Raw genomic sequence first — 16,742 nt, 5'->3', positions numbered from 1 at the left:
TATGAATCGGCTGCCCGTGTCACTTGATAACCTAACCAAATGCTTTATGTAAGAAGATAAAAGAAGGGCTCATGCCTTTTCGGCACAGCCCTCCGGTTATTATTGTTCGAGCGGAACAACCGCGTCGTGCAGCAGCGTATTTAACCACTCAGTGTGTTTTTCTTTCGTTGCGTCATTCCATTGGAATCGGTCGCTCATGTAATCAATCACGGCCGTTTTATACGTTTGCACCCATTTGATGTCGAAGAACAGTCTTCCCGTTCTGCGGACGAAGAAATCGGCAGGTGTCGCAGCCATTTCTTCTTCGATGCTGTAAGCCGCTTCAGCCAGAATGTGAACCGGAATCTGGCGTTTTTCCGCTTCGTCTTTCAGACCTTCAATCCGGCTGAATACATTTTCAACGTTAGAGCCGTATCTGATGGCTAACTGCTTAGCGGTTTCCTGTGATAAACCGATTTTCAAGCCGTCTTTTGTCTTTGCTTCCACAAATGACTCGAAGTTTTTAGAGCCGCCGACATGTCCGCCGGAAATCGGCATCGTCTTCGTCTTGCAGCCGCCGAAGTCCTGGCCGCCCTCTTCTTTCAAGCGGTCGCGGACAAGATCGACAATGTGCTCAGCCATTTTACGGTAGCCCGTCAGTTTTCCTCCGGCGATCGTAATCAGGCCTGATTGAGATGTCCAGATTTCATCTTTACGGGAGATCTCAGACGGGTCTTTCCCTTCTTCGTGAATAAGCGGTCTGAGGCCGGCCCAGCTTGATTCAATATCGTCCGCCGTAATGTTCAGTTCCGGGAACATATAATTGATGGAGCTGACGACATAATCGCGATCCTGCACCGTCATGCGCGGATGCTCAAGTTTTTGTTTGTAAACCGTATCGGTCGTACCCACGTATGTTTTTCCTTCACGCGGAATGGCGAACACCATCCGGCCGTCCGGCGTATCAAAGTATACCGCCTGTTTAAGCGGGAATACGGATTGGTCGAATACGAGATGGACTCCTTTTGTGTGCTGAAGATGTTTTCCGCTTTTACTGTGGTCTTTTTCTCTCAGCTCGTCGACCCACGGACCTGTCGCATTGACGATTTTTTTGGCGTAAACTTTGTATTCCTTGCCTGACAGCAGATCTTCAATTAAAACGCCGACAACTTTTCCTTTTTCATAAAGCAGTTCTTTCACTTTAGAGTAGTTGACAGGCTCCGCACCGAATTTAACGGCTTCTTTCATGACTTCAATCGTCAGTCTCGCATCGTCCGTCCGGTACTCTACATAATAGCCTCCGCCTTTTAAGCCGTCTTTTTTGACGAGCGGCTCTTTTTGCAGCGTTTCTTTAGCAGACAGCATGCTTCTGCGCTCTGATTTTTTTACTCCCGCTAAATAGTCATACACACGCAGGCCGATGGAAGTAGAGAATGAACCGAACGTGCCGCCTTTATGAAACGGCAGCAGCATCCATTCCGGCGTCGTGACGTGCGGGCCGTTTTCGTACACGATGGCACGTTCCTTACCGACTTCTGCAACCATTTTGACTTCAAATTGCTTCAGATAACGCAAACCGCCGTGGACAAGCTTTGTGGATCGGCTTGATGTGCCGGCCGCGAAATCCTGCATTTCGCTCAAAGCGACTTTCATTCCCCTTGAAGCTGCGTCAAGCGCCGTACCGGCACCCGTAATACCTCCGCCTATAATAAACAGATCGTATGTTTTTTTAGTCATGTCTTCCAGCATATGATCCCGTTCCAAACTTGAAAATTGGTGATTCATCATTACGTTTCCTCCTTGTTGTCACGGTATAGAAAAAGAGACCACAACAGCCAAAGCGCATGTCATCACTTTGGTGCTGTGGTCTCTCCTCATCTCAGGACCGTTCCTATTAACTTGTTTTCAGTATACCACATTTTTATCTTATTTAAAAGCCATAGCTGCATTTACTGCTTTTTTCCATCCGCCGTACAATTCATCGCGTTTTTCATCTTCCATTTCCGGTTTGAATTGCTTATCAAGGTTCCATTGATCGGCGATTTCAGTGCTGTCCTTCCAGTATCCGACAGCGATTCCGGCCAAATACGCGGCACCGAGCGCCGTCGTTTCATTAATTTCCGGACGTTCGACCGGCACATCAAGCAAGTCGCTTTGGAACTGCATGAGGAAGTTATTTTTTACCGCTCCGCCGTCTACACGCAATGTTTTTAAAGAGATGCCTGAATCAGCCTCCATGGCATCAAGCACATCTTTCGCCTGATAAGCGAGAGATTCAAGCGTAGCCCGGATAAAATGCTCCTTCGTCGTTCCGCGTGTCAGGCCGAAAACTGAGCCGCGCACGTCACTGTCCCAGTACGGTGTGCCTAATCCGACGAAAGCGGGCACGACATAAACACCGTCAGCGGAATCCACACGCTCTGCGTATGTCTCGCTTTCTTTTGAATCTTGGAACATCCGCATGCCGTCTCTCAGCCATTGGATGGCAGAACCTGCGACAAAGATGCTTCCTTCCAGTGCATACTCGACTTTTCCGTCTAATCCCCAGGCGATTGTCGTCAGAAGGCCGTGATCAGAAGTGATGGCTTTTTCTCCGGTATTCATCAGCATAAAGCAGCCTGTGCCGTATGTGTTTTTCCCCATGCCTTCTTCAAAGCACGCCTGGCCGAACAGCGCTGACTGCTGGTCTCCCGCCGCTCCCGCAATCGGAATGTTTTTACCGAAGAAATGATAATCAACCGTTTTCGCGTACACATGAGAAGACGGTTTCACTTCCGGCAGCATTGATTTCGGCACGCCTAAAATATCAAGCAGCTCGTCATCCCATTTTAATTCATGAATATTAAACATCAGCGTTCTTGAAGCGTTGGAATAATCCGTTACGTGCGCCGCCCCTCCGGACATTTTCCAGATGAGCCATGAATCAATCGTTCCGAACAGAAGATTTCCGTTTTCCGCTTTTTCCCGCGCGCCTTCTACATTGTCAAGAATCCATTTGACTTTCGTTCCTGAGAAATAAGGGTCGATCAAAAGTCCCGTTTTTTCTCTGAATGTATCATTATATCCTTTTTCACGAAGCTCTTCGCAAATGCCGGATGTTTGTCTCGATTGCCACACAATCGCATTGTATACCGGCTTTCCGGTATCTTTATCCCATACGACCGTCGTTTCCCTTTGATTCGTGATGCCGATGCCGGCAATTTGATCAGCGCTGATTCCGGACTCGGAGATCACAGTCGCGATAACGGCGAGCACCGATCCCCAGATTTCGTTCGCATTGTGCTCCACCCAGCCCGGCTGAGGGAAATGCTGTGTGAATTCCTTTTGAGCGGAATGCACGATTTTTCCTTCTTTATTAAAAAGAATCGCTCTTGAACTTGTTGTGCCTTGGTCAATTGATAAAATATAGGTCTCCATGATGCCGCTCTCCTTTTTAAATATATTCAGAATTTGATAATATTTTCCGTGATTGAGATTTCTTGGTATAAATATAGAGTATGAAAAGCACTACAACCATTATAACGCTTACAAACCAAAAGCTAGGTGTCACATTTCCTTTAAACGCGGCATTGTAAAATACGCCGCCGAACGCACCGCCCATGATCGGACCGACTACGGGAATCCAGGCATATTTCCAATTTGACGGCCCTTTTTTCGGAATCGGCAGAAAGGCGTGAGCGATTCTCGGCCCCAAATCCCGCGCAGGGTTGATCGCATATCCGGTCGTCCCTCCAAGAGAAATCCCGATGGCAACAATGAGGAATCCGACAATCAGCGGGTTCAGCCCTTTTGTAAATTCATTCGCTCCGATTGCCAAAATGCCGAGCACAAGCACAAACGTACCAATGACTTCACTTATCATATTCCCAAATGTATGAGGAATACTCGGGCCGGTCGAGAAAACGCCCAGTTTAGCGGCCGGATCATCCGTCGCCTTCCAATGCGGCAGATAATGAAGGTACACAACAACCGCACCGATCATTGCTCCGATCATCTGCCCCGCAATATAAACAGGGACCTCTTTCCAAGGAAAGCTGCCTTCAAGCGCAAGGCCTATCGTTAAAGCCGGATTCAAGTGGGCGCCGCTGATACTGCCGACGGCATATGCCGCCATGGCTACTCCCAATCCCCAGCCGAATACAATAACAATCCATCCGGATTGGTATGAAAGCGATTTCTTTAAATTGACTCCCGCACAAACGCCGCCGCCGAAAATAACAAGCAGCATTGTACCGATTACTTCTCCCCAAAATGCTGTCATCATCATTCCTCCTAAATGACAAAATAGCAGGTTTGACAGAGTTATAGAGAATAAAAAACCCACAACAAACCGCTTTACGCTTTATTGCTTCCGTAAAGAGCTGTTGTGGGTCTCCGGGTCTCCATCACATAGTATTAACCTAGGTCTATTGTAACAATGGGTGTAAGCGGTGTCAATCTTTTTTTGTCATAGAATGTTCATATTTAGCCCATAGTTCGGTGTCTGAAGTCGTCACAGCTGTGGCTCCTGCCTGCAAGGCGTTTTCAACGTCCTGCTCCGTGCGGATGAAGCCGCCGGCAAAAATCGGAATCCCCGTCATTTCTTTAATTTCTCTGATTAAAGTCGGAACGATGCCCGGGAGAACCTCGATAAAGTCAGGCTTATGCTTTCCGACGAATTCCATGCTTTTCTCCATGGCGCTCGTATCCAAGAGAAACAGACGCTGGATCGCGTATATTTTCTTTTGTTTCGCTTTGACGATGACTGATGATCTCGTCGAAATGATGCCCGCGGGCCGGATATCCTGACAAATAAACTCCGCACCGTATTCGTCATGCTTAATGCCGTGAATTAAATCGACGTGAACCATCAGAAGTTTTCCGTGTTTTTTTGCTTCATTCACGACACCTTTTAATTGACCGAGGTGGATATCTAAAATGACGCCGTATAAGAACGGACTTTCTAAAAATGCATCGAATTGCTTCATGTTCCGGATTGCCGGTAGAATCTGCTGGTTGTGAAAACTCATGTTTTACTCCTTTACATTAAAAATCAATGCTCAGCACGCTTTCCTTGACGGTCGAAATGATGAAAGAGAGCTCCTCGTCCGACAGGCAAAAAGGCGGAGACAGCTGAATGACATTATTATATCCCGCTACAGTATCGCCATTTTTCCCGACAAGCAGGCCTTTTTCTCTGCAGGCGGTGATGACGTGCTGCACAAGGGCGGCATCAGCGGGTTCCTTCGTGACTTTGTCCTTGACGAGCTCAATGCCGGCAAGGAGGCCCTTGCCCCGTACATCTCCGACCGCCGGATGTTCTCTGAGCGGCTCAAGCTCACGGAGCAGCCTTTCTCCAAGCTCACGGGAGCGGGCGATCAGATTTTCGTCCTCCATCAATTGCAGGTTTTTCAAAGCCAGGGCGCAGGCTGCCGGATTGCCTCCGAATGTATTCACGTGCCGGAAGCGGCCGTACGGCTCACCGCCCGAATACGCCTCAAAAATCTCCCGTTTTACTGCCGTTGCCGACAGCGGCAGATAAGCGCTCGTAATGCCTTTTGCCATTGTGACGATGTCCGGTGAAACGCCGTAATGCTGAAATCCGAACGGCTCTCCCGTGCGGCCGAAACCGCAAATGACTTCATCACTGATCAGAAGCGCGCCGTGGCGGCGGCAAATGTCCTCTACCTTTGCCATATACCCGTCCGGAGGCATCAGTATCCCTCCGCCTGTAATAATCGGTTCCATAATAACGCCGGCAATCGTTTCGCTTAACTCCCACGTCATGATCCGGTCGATTTCATGCGCGCTTTCCAATGTGACGGCATCTCCGGGATTCCGATAAAGATCAGGCGGCACCGCATGCAAAAACCCTTGTGAGAGCGGCTCATATTTATATTTTCTCTGCGCCTGGCCGGTAGCGGCGAGCGCCCCCATCGTATTGCCGTGATAGCCTCTGTACCGGGAGATGAATTTGAAGCGGCTGTGATCGCCGTTTTCAATGTGGTATTGGCGGGCAATTTTGAACGCGGTTTCATTTGCTTCCGATCCGCTGTTGGAAAAGAAGATCACATAATCGCCGCCGAGCCATTCATTCAGTTTTTCCGCAAGCTCAATCGCGGGTTGATGGCTTTGGGTCAGCGGATAATAAGGAAGCTCCTTCAATTGGCTGTAAGCCGCATCGGCAAGCTCCTTTCTCCCGTATCCGATATTGACGCACCACAGGCCTGACATGCCGTCCAAATACCGTCTGCCGTCAATGTCCGTAACCCAGGCGCCTTCCCCTTTTTGAACGATTATGCTGTCATCCGGCTCCGCCCCTTTCATCGCGTGCCAAATCAGCTCTTTATCCTTTTGTTTGAGTGACTGATTTTTTTGTACATGTTCCACACCGCTCATCTCCCTTTCAATATCATTGCACTGTATCGAAAGCTGCCCGGCTTCTGACGCCGATTCTCTTGGTGAAGTTTTCCTCTTAATAAGAATATAAAGGCGCGGCATGGGCGAGTCAATAAAGCGGCGGCAATTAAAAAAACGCTTTCTCCCAGAAAGCGAAAGGGCTACAAGAGCATATCCCGAAACCGGGGCCGGCGCAAGTGTTTTTATAAAAAACCCGCCCCTTAAGCGGAGCGGGCGTTTTTTTATTTCAGGTGCGTAATCCGGTAAATATCTTTGCGCCGGTCTTTCAGCTGGCGCACGGTTCCGTTTTCACGCTGCCTTCTTAAGATTTCAAGGTCCACGTCCCCGATCACGACCATTTCGATATTCGGATTCGTTTCACCGACGATTCCGTCTCTGGCGAATTCAAAATCAGACGGAGCAAAAATGGCTGACTGCGCGTATTGAATATCCATATTTTCTGTTTGCGGAAGGTTTCCGACCGTACCTGAGATGACGGTGTAAATTTGGTTTTCAACCGCTCTCGCCTGAGAGCAGTACCTTACGCGCAAGTAGCCTTGGCGGTCTTCAGTGCAGAACGGCGTAAAGATAATTTTCGCCCCTTGATCGGCGGCAATTCTCGCAAGCTCCGGAAATTCGATATCGTAACAGATCTGAATGGCGATCTTTCCGCAGTCCGTATCAAATACGCGCACCCTGTCTCCGGCGCTGATGCCCCACCATTTCCGCTCATTCGGCGTAATGTGAAGCTTATATTGTTTTTCAATCGTGCCGTCACGTCTGAATAAGTAGGCGATGTTATAAATTTTCCCCTCTTCTTCAACGAAGTGAGAGCCGCCGATGATGTTGACATTATATTTCACCGCCAGATCTGTAAAGAGGCTGATATAGTCCTCGGTATATTCGGTAATCCTCTGAATGGCCAGACTCGGAGAACGCTCCTCGAGAAATGACATGAGCTGCGTCGTGAAAATTTCCGGGAACACCGCGAAATCAGATCTCGCATCGGAAGCCACATCGACATAATATTCAACCTGATTGGCAAATTCCTCGAAGGAGTAAATCTTTTTCATTTCATATTGAATGACGCAAATGCGCACCGGAAATGCCGATTTGTAATAGCGCTTCGACTGCGGCAAGTAATCGACATTGTTCCATTGCATTAATGTCGCATATTTAATGGACGCGGTGTCATCCGGGAGATAATTCGGATTGATCCGCATGAGCGTAAATCCGTTCATCAGCTGGAAAGAAAGCACCGGATCATAAATCTGATGGCGCGTCACCTGTTCGACATAGGCTCTCGCCGTCATTTCTTCCGCATACTTATGATAATTCGGAATCCGCCCGCCGATAATGATGCTTTTCAGATTCAATCGTCTCGCCAAGTCTTTTCTCGCCTCATACAGCCGGTGTCCGATTTTCATCCGTCTGTATTCCGGGTGAACCATTACCTCAATCCCGTACAGATTCAATCCGTCCGGGTTGTGGTTCGTGATATAACCATCGTCTGTAATGTCCTGCCACGTGTGGCGGTCATCATATTCATCGAAATTGATGATCAGGCTTGAGCATGAACCGATAATTTCCCCTTCATACTCGGCGCAAAACTGACCTTCCGGAAAGTGCGCGAGATGGCTGATTAAATGCTCAGGCTCCCACGGCTCCATCCCCGGAAAACAATCCTTTTGCAGCTCAATTATTTTGTTGATATCTTTCTCTTCCATATTCCGTATGACCATTTTCTTTTCAAAACGGGTCAGATCAAGTTTCTCAGACAATGCTGCTTCCCCCTGCCGGTTCGTTTTGATCGTTCAATCGCTGTAAGAGTAATTCAAGTTCCATTTCCGCCATCGATTCCAGTCTGTGATCGTATTCTTCAAATAACAGGGCGCTTGTTACCTTATTCGGGACGATGACACATTTCATTCCGGCACGTTTGGCTGCGATTGAGCCGTTGACCGAATCCTCAAAGGCCAGACATTCAGATGGTTCAACGCCTAAATGTTCCGCAGCTTTCAGATAGAGCTCCGGATTCGGCTTCACTTCTTCTACGTCGTCAGCCGTCTGAATCACTTCAAATTCATCAAACAGGCCTAATTCCTTCAGATGGCCCGATACCCATTTAAAATCTGAGCTGGACGCGAGCCCCACTTTCAATCCTAATTCTTTTGCCGCGGCTAAATAAGCCTCCACCCCGGGACGCGCCGTTTCCGTCTTCATCCGCTGTTCGAAGCGCCCGCGCCTGATCGCCGTCAGTTCATCATGATCGAGCTTTCTTCCCAGCTGCTCCTCTAAATATGCGAACGGCTTAAACCCCGCGGCCGTTCCGATCACCTTTCCCCAGACGGATAAAGGCAATGTTGAACCGTGTTCTTCAAACATTTCCTGCAGCACTTCATATTCATGGGTTTCTGTATCTAAAATTAACCCGTCAAAATCAAAGATTAATGCTTTTATCAATGGTTACAGCTCCTTTAGCTAAACGTACTGACCTATGTATACACTATACCGTGAATTTCTTTCGCGTTCAAAATGTAACATTCTGACGGAAAGAAGAGCCTGCATGAGTGCAAGCTCTCTTCATCCGTTACTGTGTGTTTTGACTGGAAATATTGGAAAGAGCTGCTCCCGCAGACTCATTTGAACGCTGATCGACCGCTAAGTCTCCAAGCGCAACGATCCCGACCAGATGATTTTGATCGACAATGGGAAGGCGGCGGATTTGGTGTTGGGCCATCAGATGTGACGCCTCTTCAAGACTCATTTCCGGGTTTCCGGATACAACTGCAGAAGACATCACGTGTGAAACAGGTGTTTGGCCGTCGCGGCCTTGAGCCGTTGTTCTCAATGCGATATCACGGTCTGTCAGCATTCCTTTTAATTCCCCTCCGTCAACGACGGGAATTGCTCCGACATTATGCTGGTGCATCAGCGCAGCCGCTTCCTGAATCGTTTGATTGGGAGAAACGGTAGCCACGTGGGTAGTCATTGATTGTTTGATTGAACTCATTGTAAAGCACCCCTTTCGACATTTATTATGCTCGGGGATTTGTCTCATTATAAAGGGAGTTAGAGGAAAGAAATTGTGGTATCATGTCAAAGAAGCAAAAAAGAGCCTGTTAAAAGGCTCTTTATACCCGTCAGATCAGCCTTCTGTGACCGCAGGCTTCTGATCCGGCCCCTGTCTCGAAATCATCATAGGTAAAGGGAAAATTCATTCCGCATTCATTCAGCAAAGCGCAATTTTTATCAAACAGCGCCCGCTCTTTGACGTCATATACCGGGTGCGGCTTTGACAGCATGATATGTACCGTTTGCAGACAAGCCATAATTTGAAACGCTTCTTTTAAAGTTCCTTGGTAACGTTGGTTTTGTAATGATAATACGCCCCTTTTTTTAAAGCGCTGAATTTCCAGTTCGGAGAAATAAAGAGGAAAGACATTTTGAAACAATTCAGAGGAAAGCTCTTGTATCGCGCTTTCTTGTCCGTCAGTCGCTGCGTTCACAATTCTCACATCAATCACCTTTCTTGCCATGTGAATATCCTTAATCTTTATCAAGAATAGCATAGAAAAAAACGCGAAAGCTAAGGTAAGTGTTTCCTATTGAAACAGCCGCTTTCCGCTTGAAAAGGAGCTTTATGATATGAAACAAAATGACCGCGGTCTGGAACTCCTGATTACGGAAAAGCACGCCGGACAATGGCTGTTTTCAGTCCTGAAATCTGAATTCCAGGCGTCAAAACCCGTAATTACGGAATGGATGAACCAAGAAAGCATTCAGGTGAATCGGACATCCCCGAAAAACAATATCATACTGAAGACCGGAGATCGCTTATTCATTGATCTTCAGGAAAAAACGGGTTCTTCGGTGACTCCGGAATACGGAGAGCCGGACATTTTATTTGAGGACAATCATATGCTGATTGCAAATAAGCCGGCGGGAATGCCGACTCATCCAAATGAAGAGGGTCAGACCGGCACCCTCAGCAACCTGATCGCTTACCATTTTCAAATCAACGGCGAGCAGGCGAAAGTGCGCCACGTTCACCGTCTTGACCGTGACACGTCAGGCGCGGTCGTTTTCGCGAAACACCGCCTGGCCCATGCAATCCTTGACCGTCAGCTCGAAACCAAAACATTAAAACGCACCTATATCGCCGCGGCGGAAGGAAAAATCACGCCGAAAAAAGGCACGGTTGACTCGCCGATCGGCCGCGACAGGTCACATTCCGTCAGACGGCGCGTCTCACCCGGCGGACAAGCCGCCGTCACCCATTACAAAGTGAAAGGCTATCATCCCGGTGCGCAGCTTACATTGGCAGAGCTTGAACTGGAAACCGGGAGAACACATCAAATCAGGGTGCATATGGCAAGCATCGGCCATCCGTTGGCGGGCGATGACCTGTACGGCGGAAGCAGGACGCTGTTTCACAGGCAGGCGCTTCACGCCAAAAAAGTCAGTGTCGTCCATCCGATCTCAGGAGAAGAAATCGTTGCCGAGGCGCCGATGCCGGCTGATCTGGCTCATTTTACCGAAACGTATTTTTCTTAAACCGGGTCGGCATATATAATATATCGTTTCGGCGCATTTCCAATGTAAGAAAACGGATAGCAAGTGGTCAGGATCAGTTCCTCCCGCTTGTGCTGAAGGGTGATGACAGATGTATCATCCCGGCTGACGATTTTTGTACGGCTGAGTTTATAAGAAAACGTGCCGTAAGACAAAATCACGTTCAGTCTGTCTCCTTTTTTCAGTTCGCCGGTCCGGCGGAACACCGTGTCCCTGTGGCCGGATAACACAATTTGGCCGTGATCGCCCGGATAATAGCTGTCCTTATAATGTCCGACGCCTTTTGCTAAATCATCTGCGTCAGTCCCTTCGACGATCGGGAGCTCAGCGTCGATTTCAGGGATTTCTAAAATGCCGCTTGCCTCACCCGTTTCGGGGTGAAATTCTTTTTTGCGCTGTGCCAGCACGGCGCTTTTTGTTTCGTTCTTTTCCAAGACAGGTTCTGTTGCTTTTTTTGCTTCTTCAAGCGATTGGTTCGTTTTCATATGTGAATCAATGATCTTCCAGCTTCCGTAACATGTGATGATGATACCGGCGATGATGACGAGAAGCGGAATATGTTTCAGTTTGTTCATCGTGTGCGGATTCCCCTTTTCTTTCTGAAAAGCCAATATACACCGGCACCCGTGATCACCAGGCCGGCCAATGCCGTCTGATGGCTGCCCGCTGAAGTATCAGGCAAAAGGCGGCCTTTTTGTGTGCCGCTTTCAGTCTGTTTTGTGCTTTGTTCCGAATTTGCGGCAGACGCCGGACGGGATTCAGGAATTGACTGCACTGTATCAGATGCTGTTTCTTCTGCGACAGGACGTTTAGGTTTTTTGGTTTGATCAGGCTGTTCTGCTGCATCCGGTTTTTTAGCGGGTTTTTCCGCTTGAGGTTTTTCTCCTTTATCAGGCCTGGTGCCGCCCGGTGTTTCCCCGCTTCCCGGCTGATTGCCGGTATCATCAGGTGTTTCGGCGGCTGGTGCCGTGCGGATGCGGCCGTCGGTTTGATAAGAAATCGGCGCGGAAAAGCTTTTGACATAGTCTACTGTCGCTTCCAAATCCTCAGGCCCCGTCACCGGATTCTTGCCGAGTTTCCCGATCGGACCGTATTTTGCCCCCGCCGCCGTCGCCATAAATTGATTGACTGTTACTGTATATCCTTTTTCGGGCTGTATGTCTGTCCCGTCCGCCATTTTCATATCCACCGCTTGTCCGGTTTCCGGGTTCCATGTATAGGTAAATCCGCTGATGCTGTAATCCGGACCGTACACCGGAGAAATTTGCGCATTAATAATCTCCCGCAAATCTTTTCCTTTGATTTCAAGCTTCGTCAGCACATTGCCGAACGGCTGTACATTATAAAGGTCTCCCCATGTGATCGGCCCTTTTTTTATGCCGTCCCGGATGCCTCCCCCATTCATAAGCGCAAAATCGGATTTCATCTTCGCTTTCATACCGTCGGCAATCAGATTTCCGAGCGCCGTGTCGCCGTCATTTGAATACCCGCCCGTTATATCATGGGCCGCTTCCCCGACCGTTTCGCTGATAATCGGTTTCACTTTCTCTTCATATTTGCTTAATATGCCTGCCGCAGCCGGGTCAGGCTTGATTTTACTTTGATCGATATATTGGATTTCCGCTGATTTTTTCACGATATCCTTCGACTCTTTATCAAGTTCAAGATCGGCGATTCCGATTGCTTTTCCGTATTCAAATGCCTGCACGATCAGCTTGCCGTCGATTTCTCCGTTTACGACTTTATGATTGTGCGCGGCGAAAATCACATCAATCTCTGAGTCTGTTCCGCTTGCAAGCTTTGCGGATTCTCCCGTGATGGCTGAGCCATTTTGTTCAGCAGACATATGGGCGAGTACGGCGATTGCTTTAATTCCTTTTTTCTTCAAGTCAGCGGCGGCGTCATTGACGGCCTTTACCTCATCCGTAAACGTAATATTTTTAATTCCGTCCGGGATGACCATGCCTGCCGCCGATCTGGTTACAACCCCGATAAATGCGATCGGAATTCCGGAAACGTATTTAATTTCATACGGCGGCAGAAAGGGCTCCCCTGACTTCAGTTTACAGTTGGCGCAGACGAGCGGGAAATTTTGGCCGTCATAACCGCTTGTCCCCTTACCGTCCGGATGATCTCCTCCATTGATGATCCGTTTAAGCTCATCCGTTCCTTCATCGAATTCGTGATTGCCGACAGTTCCGACATCAAAACCGATGTCTTCCATCAATTCTACTGTCGGTTCATCCTGAAAAAGGGCTGACACGGGAGAGCTGCCCCCGATCATATCGCCCGCATGCACGACAAAGGCGTGTTCTTTCTCGGCTTTCGCCTTTTTAATGTACGCGGCGGCGTAGTCCATCCGCCCGAAAGTGCCATCCGGTTTACCGTCTCCGTTAAGGTCAAGCTCATATTGCTGATCAATTTTTCCGTGCAGATCATTCATGCTGATGATTCTGAGCGGGACACGGCCCGAGTCTTCAGTCTGCCGTTCTTTATACGCTTTATCCGTGCCGGCTTCATTCAGTGATCCGGCTTGTCCGATTGCTTCCGCATCTTTCACGCTGAACATCATAAAACAAACCGTCAGCAAACAGCACGAAAGACGCATACCCCTTTTTTTCTTCATTCATTTCCCCCCTGTCTTCTAAGAAATACGTTAGCTTATTTTCTTAAAAATCACATCATTTTTTTGTAAAGATTGTCTTCGCTGGCGCAAAATAGTAAATAATCCCCACGTAACGAAATAGGTCTTGATGTATAACGGATCGGCTTTTTTCACATCTTAATGATGATTTGACATGAAGGAGGAAAACAACCAGTGGAACAGCAGCAGAATCAGCAGCAGCCGCCAGTAAATCAGGGGATCCCGGGTTCACCGCAAGTGAATCACGGAGGACATGAGCTTTTCGATATGCATGAAGTGCTGGCCGGAACAGTCGGCGTTTTGGATCAATTTATGATGCTCAGACAGTTTATACAGGATCAGCAGCTGGCCGACATCCTTGACCGCCAGTATCAATTCATTCTCGGACTCTATAATCTGACGGCAGAATGCTTTAAGACCGGCCAAAAGCCTTCTCAGGAAACGTCGACATATATGATGAAGGAACAGAACCAGGCCGTCTACGGTATAAAACCGACTCAGCCGAAAAAACCGAATCAATCATTAAATGATGTCAAAGATCTCGGGATCAGCGGCCATATGCTCGGCCTGATTAAAGCTCAAGCTTCTCTCTTGACGATGAGCTCGCTTGAAATGACCAATCCCGTCACAAGAAGAGTGCTCTCCGCCCAAATTCAGCAATATGTCGAAATGGCGTTTGAAATCTTCTTATACCAAAACAAACACGGTTATTATCAGGTTCCTCAGCTCAATGCACAAGATATGCAGACCATGCTGAATTCATTTGCGCCGGCGCAGGGACAGCCGCAAATGCCTCCGATTAAAGGACAAATGGGACAGCAGCAGCAAAACCTCCATTGATTAAAAAACGGCGTTGGAAACCTGACTCTCCAATGCCGTTTTCTTTTTTTCATATGCTTTTGTGAAATCATGTTCAAATCGTTTCAGGCTTTCTTTCGTAGCCGCTTCAAAGCCTTTTTCAAAATCCTGTGTTTCGGCGGTTTTGTTGATAATGGTTAAGATAATGCCTTCTCCGAATGTTTCGGTTAAGTCCTTTATCATATAGAAGCTTTGCAAATAGACATCCGTTTCATATTCCATACGCGATTTCTGCCATTTTCGGTCGGTCGTTAATTGATCAAACGGCACGACGGAAAATGCAATCGGATCAATGACTACATCATAATGCGCGACCCACTCGCTCAGCCCCTCATGAAACCAAAGCGGAAATACAGACGTATCCGTCCCCAATTGCCGCGTTTTTTGATGAAACGCGTAGTGTGTGTATTCATGTATAATCAATTGCTTATACATGAAAACGGCCAGCTCATCTTTTTTCAAAAGCTGTTTTTTCTCTTCAGGCAAAAGCCCCATCATCTGCTCCTGTTCTGAATAAAAACCGACTACATTTTTCAATCCTGAATATTGCTCCATTTCAGCTTCATCCGAAAAGAAAATGAGTTCAAGCGGCGCTGCACCTTTGTAGCCGACAATGATTTGATTGATACGCTTTGCGTGGTCCAGCGTAAGCTTGGTCAGATCCAAGAGCGGCTTTTCATCCGCCGTATAGTAAATCGCTGTATGTTTGTAAATTTCTTTATTCATGTGTTCAGTCACTTGTTCCTTCGTCGGAACAGAGCGGCTGTTTTGGCCTGACAGGACGTACATCATACTTACTGAAACGGCTGAACTGACAGCCAATATGACAAGGACTCCGCACAGGATCAGAGTGAATGCCGCCCGTTTCCCCATGCCGTCACGCAAACAAGCTCCCCTCCCCGATCCTTCAATTTTCATCTCATTCTTTACTTTATGCTCAGGAGCGCTGGGTCGTGACGGCAGATAAAATAAAAAAGCCGCAGCAAATGCGGCTTTTCCATTCATTTATTTATTGGGGTTTGGGAATACACGCTGCACCATTTGGCCGAATTCATCAAACAGACCGGATACAGGATGTCCGTTTTGGATTCGTTTTCCGTAGCCTTGCATACGTTCAACGAAGTCCGGGTTCGCTGATACATATACAGTCCGGACATGTTTATCGGCTGATTTCACCTTATCGGTAATTTTATTTTTTAAATGGTTGGCGATGGCGCCTTTTTGCCCGTTTGTCAGAACAACGGCAACATATGCGCTGTTTCCGGCAACGATCACAGTCGCATTTTTAACTTCTTTTAAATCAGTCACCTTGTCGGCGGCTTTATCAGCCACTCTCAGGTTACGATTGTCATTGTGATCGGTGTTTTGGTTATGACGGTTCACTGTATTCATATTTGTCGCACCGTCGTTAGGCGTGTTGCGGTAATTTACATTCTGGGTGCGGTTGTCATTTCGTTTTCCTTCTCCCTGGTTCCCCATACTGCACCCTGCGGTAATCAGCATCGGCAGAAGAAGGGCAGAGATAACTGCTTGCTTTTTTATCATGTGAATTCCTCCTTTCTCACTTTACGTATAGGTTTTTCTATTCGGCGGGATTTATGCACGCCGTTTGCATTCTGAGCGGTTTGGATAAATATCAGAAGGAAAGGGAAAGGTAAGCGTAATCAATTGAATGAGGAGGGATTTAACTTGTTCAGAAAAAAAAGCGGCATCAGCCCGACAGCGCTGCTGATCGGATCATCGATTCTGATTGCAGCTTTATCACCCGAAATCCGCCGGAAAATCTCCGGAATGGTTTCAGGCAGTATGCAGCATAAAGATGGCACACATTCCATGCAGCCTGCTGACCTGATTCAACAGGCGTTCGGCGGGGATTCCGGCGGACAGCAGCACACAGACAAAGCCCGGCATTCACAAAACGGCTCCACACAGCCTGCCGAGCTGATCAAACAGGCGTTCGGCGGGGATTCCGGCGGACAGCAGCACACGGACAAAGCCCGGCATTCACAAAACGGCTCATTGCAGCCTGCCGAGCTGATCAAACAGGCATTCGGCGGGGATTCCGGCGGAAGGCAGCATGAGCAGACTTCCCGCAATCACTCCGGCTCATCCCATACGGACGGACAGGCAGACCGCAGTAAAGAAACTTCGCCGAAGCCTCACTATACCGAGCCGATTCACTTCGAAGAAAGCGCGGTAAATGTTTTAAATGACAGCACCGTGATGAATATGCTGGAAGAAATTGAACCCGGAAATCATTAGAAACGAAAAAATCCTTCATTCGTTCAACGATGAAGGATTTTTCGTT

General features: G+C 48.0%; 16 protein-coding genes. 3 read left to right on the top strand and 13 right to left on the bottom strand.

Annotation, left to right across the window (positions count from 1 at the left end; translation table 11 throughout):
• Positions 1-99: 99 nt before the first annotated feature.
• The 9 genes from glpD to GNE05_RS05075 all read right to left on the bottom strand — a co-directional run bounded on the left by glpD (position 100) and on the right by GNE05_RS05075 (position 9,896).
• A complete protein-coding gene (gene glpD / locus GNE05_RS05115) occupies positions 100-1,767 on the bottom strand; it encodes a glycerol-3-phosphate dehydrogenase (RefSeq protein WP_014417285.1) in 1,668 nt (555 codons plus the stop codon).
• A gap of 138 nt (positions 1,768-1,905) precedes the next feature.
• The gene (gene glpK / locus GNE05_RS05110; RefSeq protein ID WP_007610291.1) at positions 1,906-3,396 is read right to left on the bottom strand and encodes a glycerol kinase GlpK; all 1,491 of its coding nucleotides are present in this window, start codon (positions 3,394-3,396) and stop codon (positions 1,906-1,908) included.
• 16 nt (positions 3,397-3,412) lie between these two features.
• Positions 3,413-4,240 (bottom strand): MIP/aquaporin family protein, encoded by an 828-nt coding sequence (locus tag GNE05_RS05105; protein WP_021494903.1) that lies wholly within the window; start codon positions 4,238-4,240, stop codon positions 3,413-3,415.
• Between the two features lie 172 nt (positions 4,241-4,412).
• On the bottom strand, positions 4,413-4,988 hold the full coding sequence (locus tag GNE05_RS05100; protein WP_007610287.1) for a glycerol-3-phosphate responsive antiterminator: 576 nt from the start codon (positions 4,986-4,988) through the stop codon (positions 4,413-4,415).
• A 16-nt stretch (positions 4,989-5,004) separates the two neighbouring features.
• Entirely contained in the window at positions 5,005-6,357 is a 1,353-nt protein-coding gene (locus tag GNE05_RS05095; RefSeq protein WP_160182526.1) for an aspartate aminotransferase family protein, read from the bottom strand.
• Positions 6,358-6,599: 242 nt separating this feature from the next.
• Positions 6,600-8,138: a bifunctional GNAT family N-acetyltransferase/carbon-nitrogen hydrolase family protein gene (locus GNE05_RS05090; RefSeq protein ID WP_007408451.1), complete on the bottom strand. Its 1,539-nt coding sequence runs from the start codon at positions 8,136-8,138 to the stop codon at positions 6,600-6,602.
• Positions 8,131-8,820, bottom strand: coding sequence for an HAD family hydrolase (locus GNE05_RS05085; RefSeq protein ID WP_003155347.1), 690 nt, complete (start codon positions 8,818-8,820; stop codon positions 8,131-8,133). Before GNE05_RS05085 ends, GNE05_RS05090 begins: the two co-directional genes overlap by 8 nt.
• 127 nt (positions 8,821-8,947) lie before the next feature.
• On the bottom strand, positions 8,948-9,370 hold the full coding sequence (locus GNE05_RS05080; protein WP_007408449.1) for a CBS domain-containing protein: 423 nt from the start codon (positions 9,368-9,370) through the stop codon (positions 8,948-8,950).
• A 130-nt stretch (positions 9,371-9,500) separates the two neighbouring features.
• A complete protein-coding gene (locus GNE05_RS05075; RefSeq protein ID WP_007408448.1) occupies positions 9,501-9,896 on the bottom strand; it encodes a DUF5365 family protein in 396 nt (131 codons plus the stop codon).
• Between the two features lie 109 nt (positions 9,897-10,005).
• Here GNE05_RS05075 and GNE05_RS05070 point away from each other — a divergent pair, with 109 nt between their 5' ends.
• Positions 10,006-10,914: an RluA family pseudouridine synthase gene (locus GNE05_RS05070; RefSeq protein ID WP_014417281.1), complete on the top strand. Its 909-nt coding sequence runs from the start codon at positions 10,006-10,008 to the stop codon at positions 10,912-10,914.
• On the opposite strand, the gene GNE05_RS05065 is transcribed toward GNE05_RS05070, so the two are convergent.
• A complete protein-coding gene (locus tag GNE05_RS05065; protein WP_095060940.1) occupies positions 10,911-11,507 on the bottom strand; it encodes a class D sortase in 597 nt (198 codons plus the stop codon). The two genes, GNE05_RS05070 and GNE05_RS05065, sit on opposite strands and share 4 nt — an antisense overlap.
• Complete coding sequence (locus tag GNE05_RS05060; RefSeq protein ID WP_095060942.1) at positions 11,504-13,558, bottom strand: bifunctional metallophosphatase/5'-nucleotidase; 2,055 nt, start codon at positions 13,556-13,558, stop codon at positions 11,504-11,506. The genes GNE05_RS05065 and GNE05_RS05060 overlap by 4 nt, the downstream gene beginning before the upstream one ends.
• 192 nt (positions 13,559-13,750) lie before the next feature.
• On the opposite strand from GNE05_RS05060, the gene GNE05_RS05055 reads away from it, so the two are divergent.
• A complete protein-coding gene (locus tag GNE05_RS05055; RefSeq protein WP_007610275.1) occupies positions 13,751-14,416 on the top strand; it encodes a spore coat protein in 666 nt (221 codons plus the stop codon).
• Here the strand turns inward: GNE05_RS05055 and GNE05_RS05050 are convergent, their stop codons facing one another.
• The gene (locus GNE05_RS05050) at positions 14,417-15,319 is read right to left on the bottom strand and encodes a hypothetical protein (RefSeq protein ID WP_025649518.1); all 903 of its coding nucleotides are present in this window, start codon (positions 15,317-15,319) and stop codon (positions 14,417-14,419) included.
• Between the two features lie 120 nt (positions 15,320-15,439).
• A complete protein-coding gene (locus GNE05_RS05045) occupies positions 15,440-15,979 on the bottom strand; it encodes a YhcN/YlaJ family sporulation lipoprotein (protein ID WP_003155362.1) in 540 nt (179 codons plus the stop codon).
• A 144-nt stretch (positions 15,980-16,123) separates the two neighbouring features.
• Between GNE05_RS05045 and GNE05_RS05040 the strand changes: the two genes are divergently transcribed.
• Positions 16,124-16,696: a hypothetical protein gene (locus tag GNE05_RS05040; protein ID WP_101287887.1), complete on the top strand. Its 573-nt coding sequence runs from the start codon at positions 16,124-16,126 to the stop codon at positions 16,694-16,696.
• The last annotated feature ends 46 nt before the right edge of the window (positions 16,697-16,742 follow it).

It is taken from the genome of Bacillus sp. AM1(2019) (genome assembly GCF_009906915.1).
Classification (GTDB): domain Bacteria; phylum Bacillota; class Bacilli; order Bacillales; family Bacillaceae; genus Bacillus; species Bacillus velezensis.
The sequence above is the reverse complement of the archived record's forward strand: the minus strand, read 5'-3'. Positions and strand labels throughout refer to the sequence as shown.

What these genes read in the sequence shown, in the direction of transcription:
- GNE05_RS05080 (WP_007408449.1), bottom strand. Translation starts at nt 9,370, where the DNA reads ATGAGTTCAATCAAACAATCAATGACTACCCACGTGGCTACCGTTTCT.
- GNE05_RS05075 (WP_007408448.1), bottom strand. Translation starts at nt 9,896, where the DNA reads ATGGCAAGAAAGGTGATTGATGTGAGAATTGTGAACGCAGCGACTGAC.
- GNE05_RS05095 (WP_160182526.1), bottom strand. Translation starts at nt 6,357, where the DNA reads ATGAGCGGTGTGGAACATGTACAAAAAAATCAGTCACTCAAACAAAAG.
- GNE05_RS05065 (WP_095060940.1), bottom strand. Translation starts at nt 11,507, where the DNA reads ATGAACAAACTGAAACATATTCCGCTTCTCGTCATCATCGCCGGTATC.
- GNE05_RS05105 (WP_021494903.1), bottom strand. Translation starts at nt 4,240, where the DNA reads ATGACAGCATTTTGGGGAGAAGTAATCGGTACAATGCTGCTTGTTATT.
- GNE05_RS05060 (WP_095060942.1), bottom strand. Translation starts at nt 13,558, where the DNA reads ATGAAGAAAAAAAGGGGTATGCGTCTTTCGTGCTGTTTGCTGACGGTT.
- GNE05_RS05070 (WP_014417281.1), top strand. Translation starts at nt 10,006, where the DNA reads ATGAAACAAAATGACCGCGGTCTGGAACTCCTGATTACGGAAAAGCAC.
- glpD (WP_014417285.1), bottom strand. Translation starts at nt 1,767, where the DNA reads ATGATGAATCACCAATTTTCAAGTTTGGAACGGGATCATATGCTGGAA.
- GNE05_RS05100 (WP_007610287.1), bottom strand. Translation starts at nt 4,988, where the DNA reads ATGAGTTTTCACAACCAGCAGATTCTACCGGCAATCCGGAACATGAAG.
- glpK (WP_007610291.1), bottom strand. Translation starts at nt 3,396, where the DNA reads ATGGAGACCTATATTTTATCAATTGACCAAGGCACAACAAGTTCAAGA.
- GNE05_RS05045 (WP_003155362.1), bottom strand. Translation starts at nt 15,979, where the DNA reads ATGATAAAAAAGCAAGCAGTTATCTCTGCCCTTCTTCTGCCGATGCTG.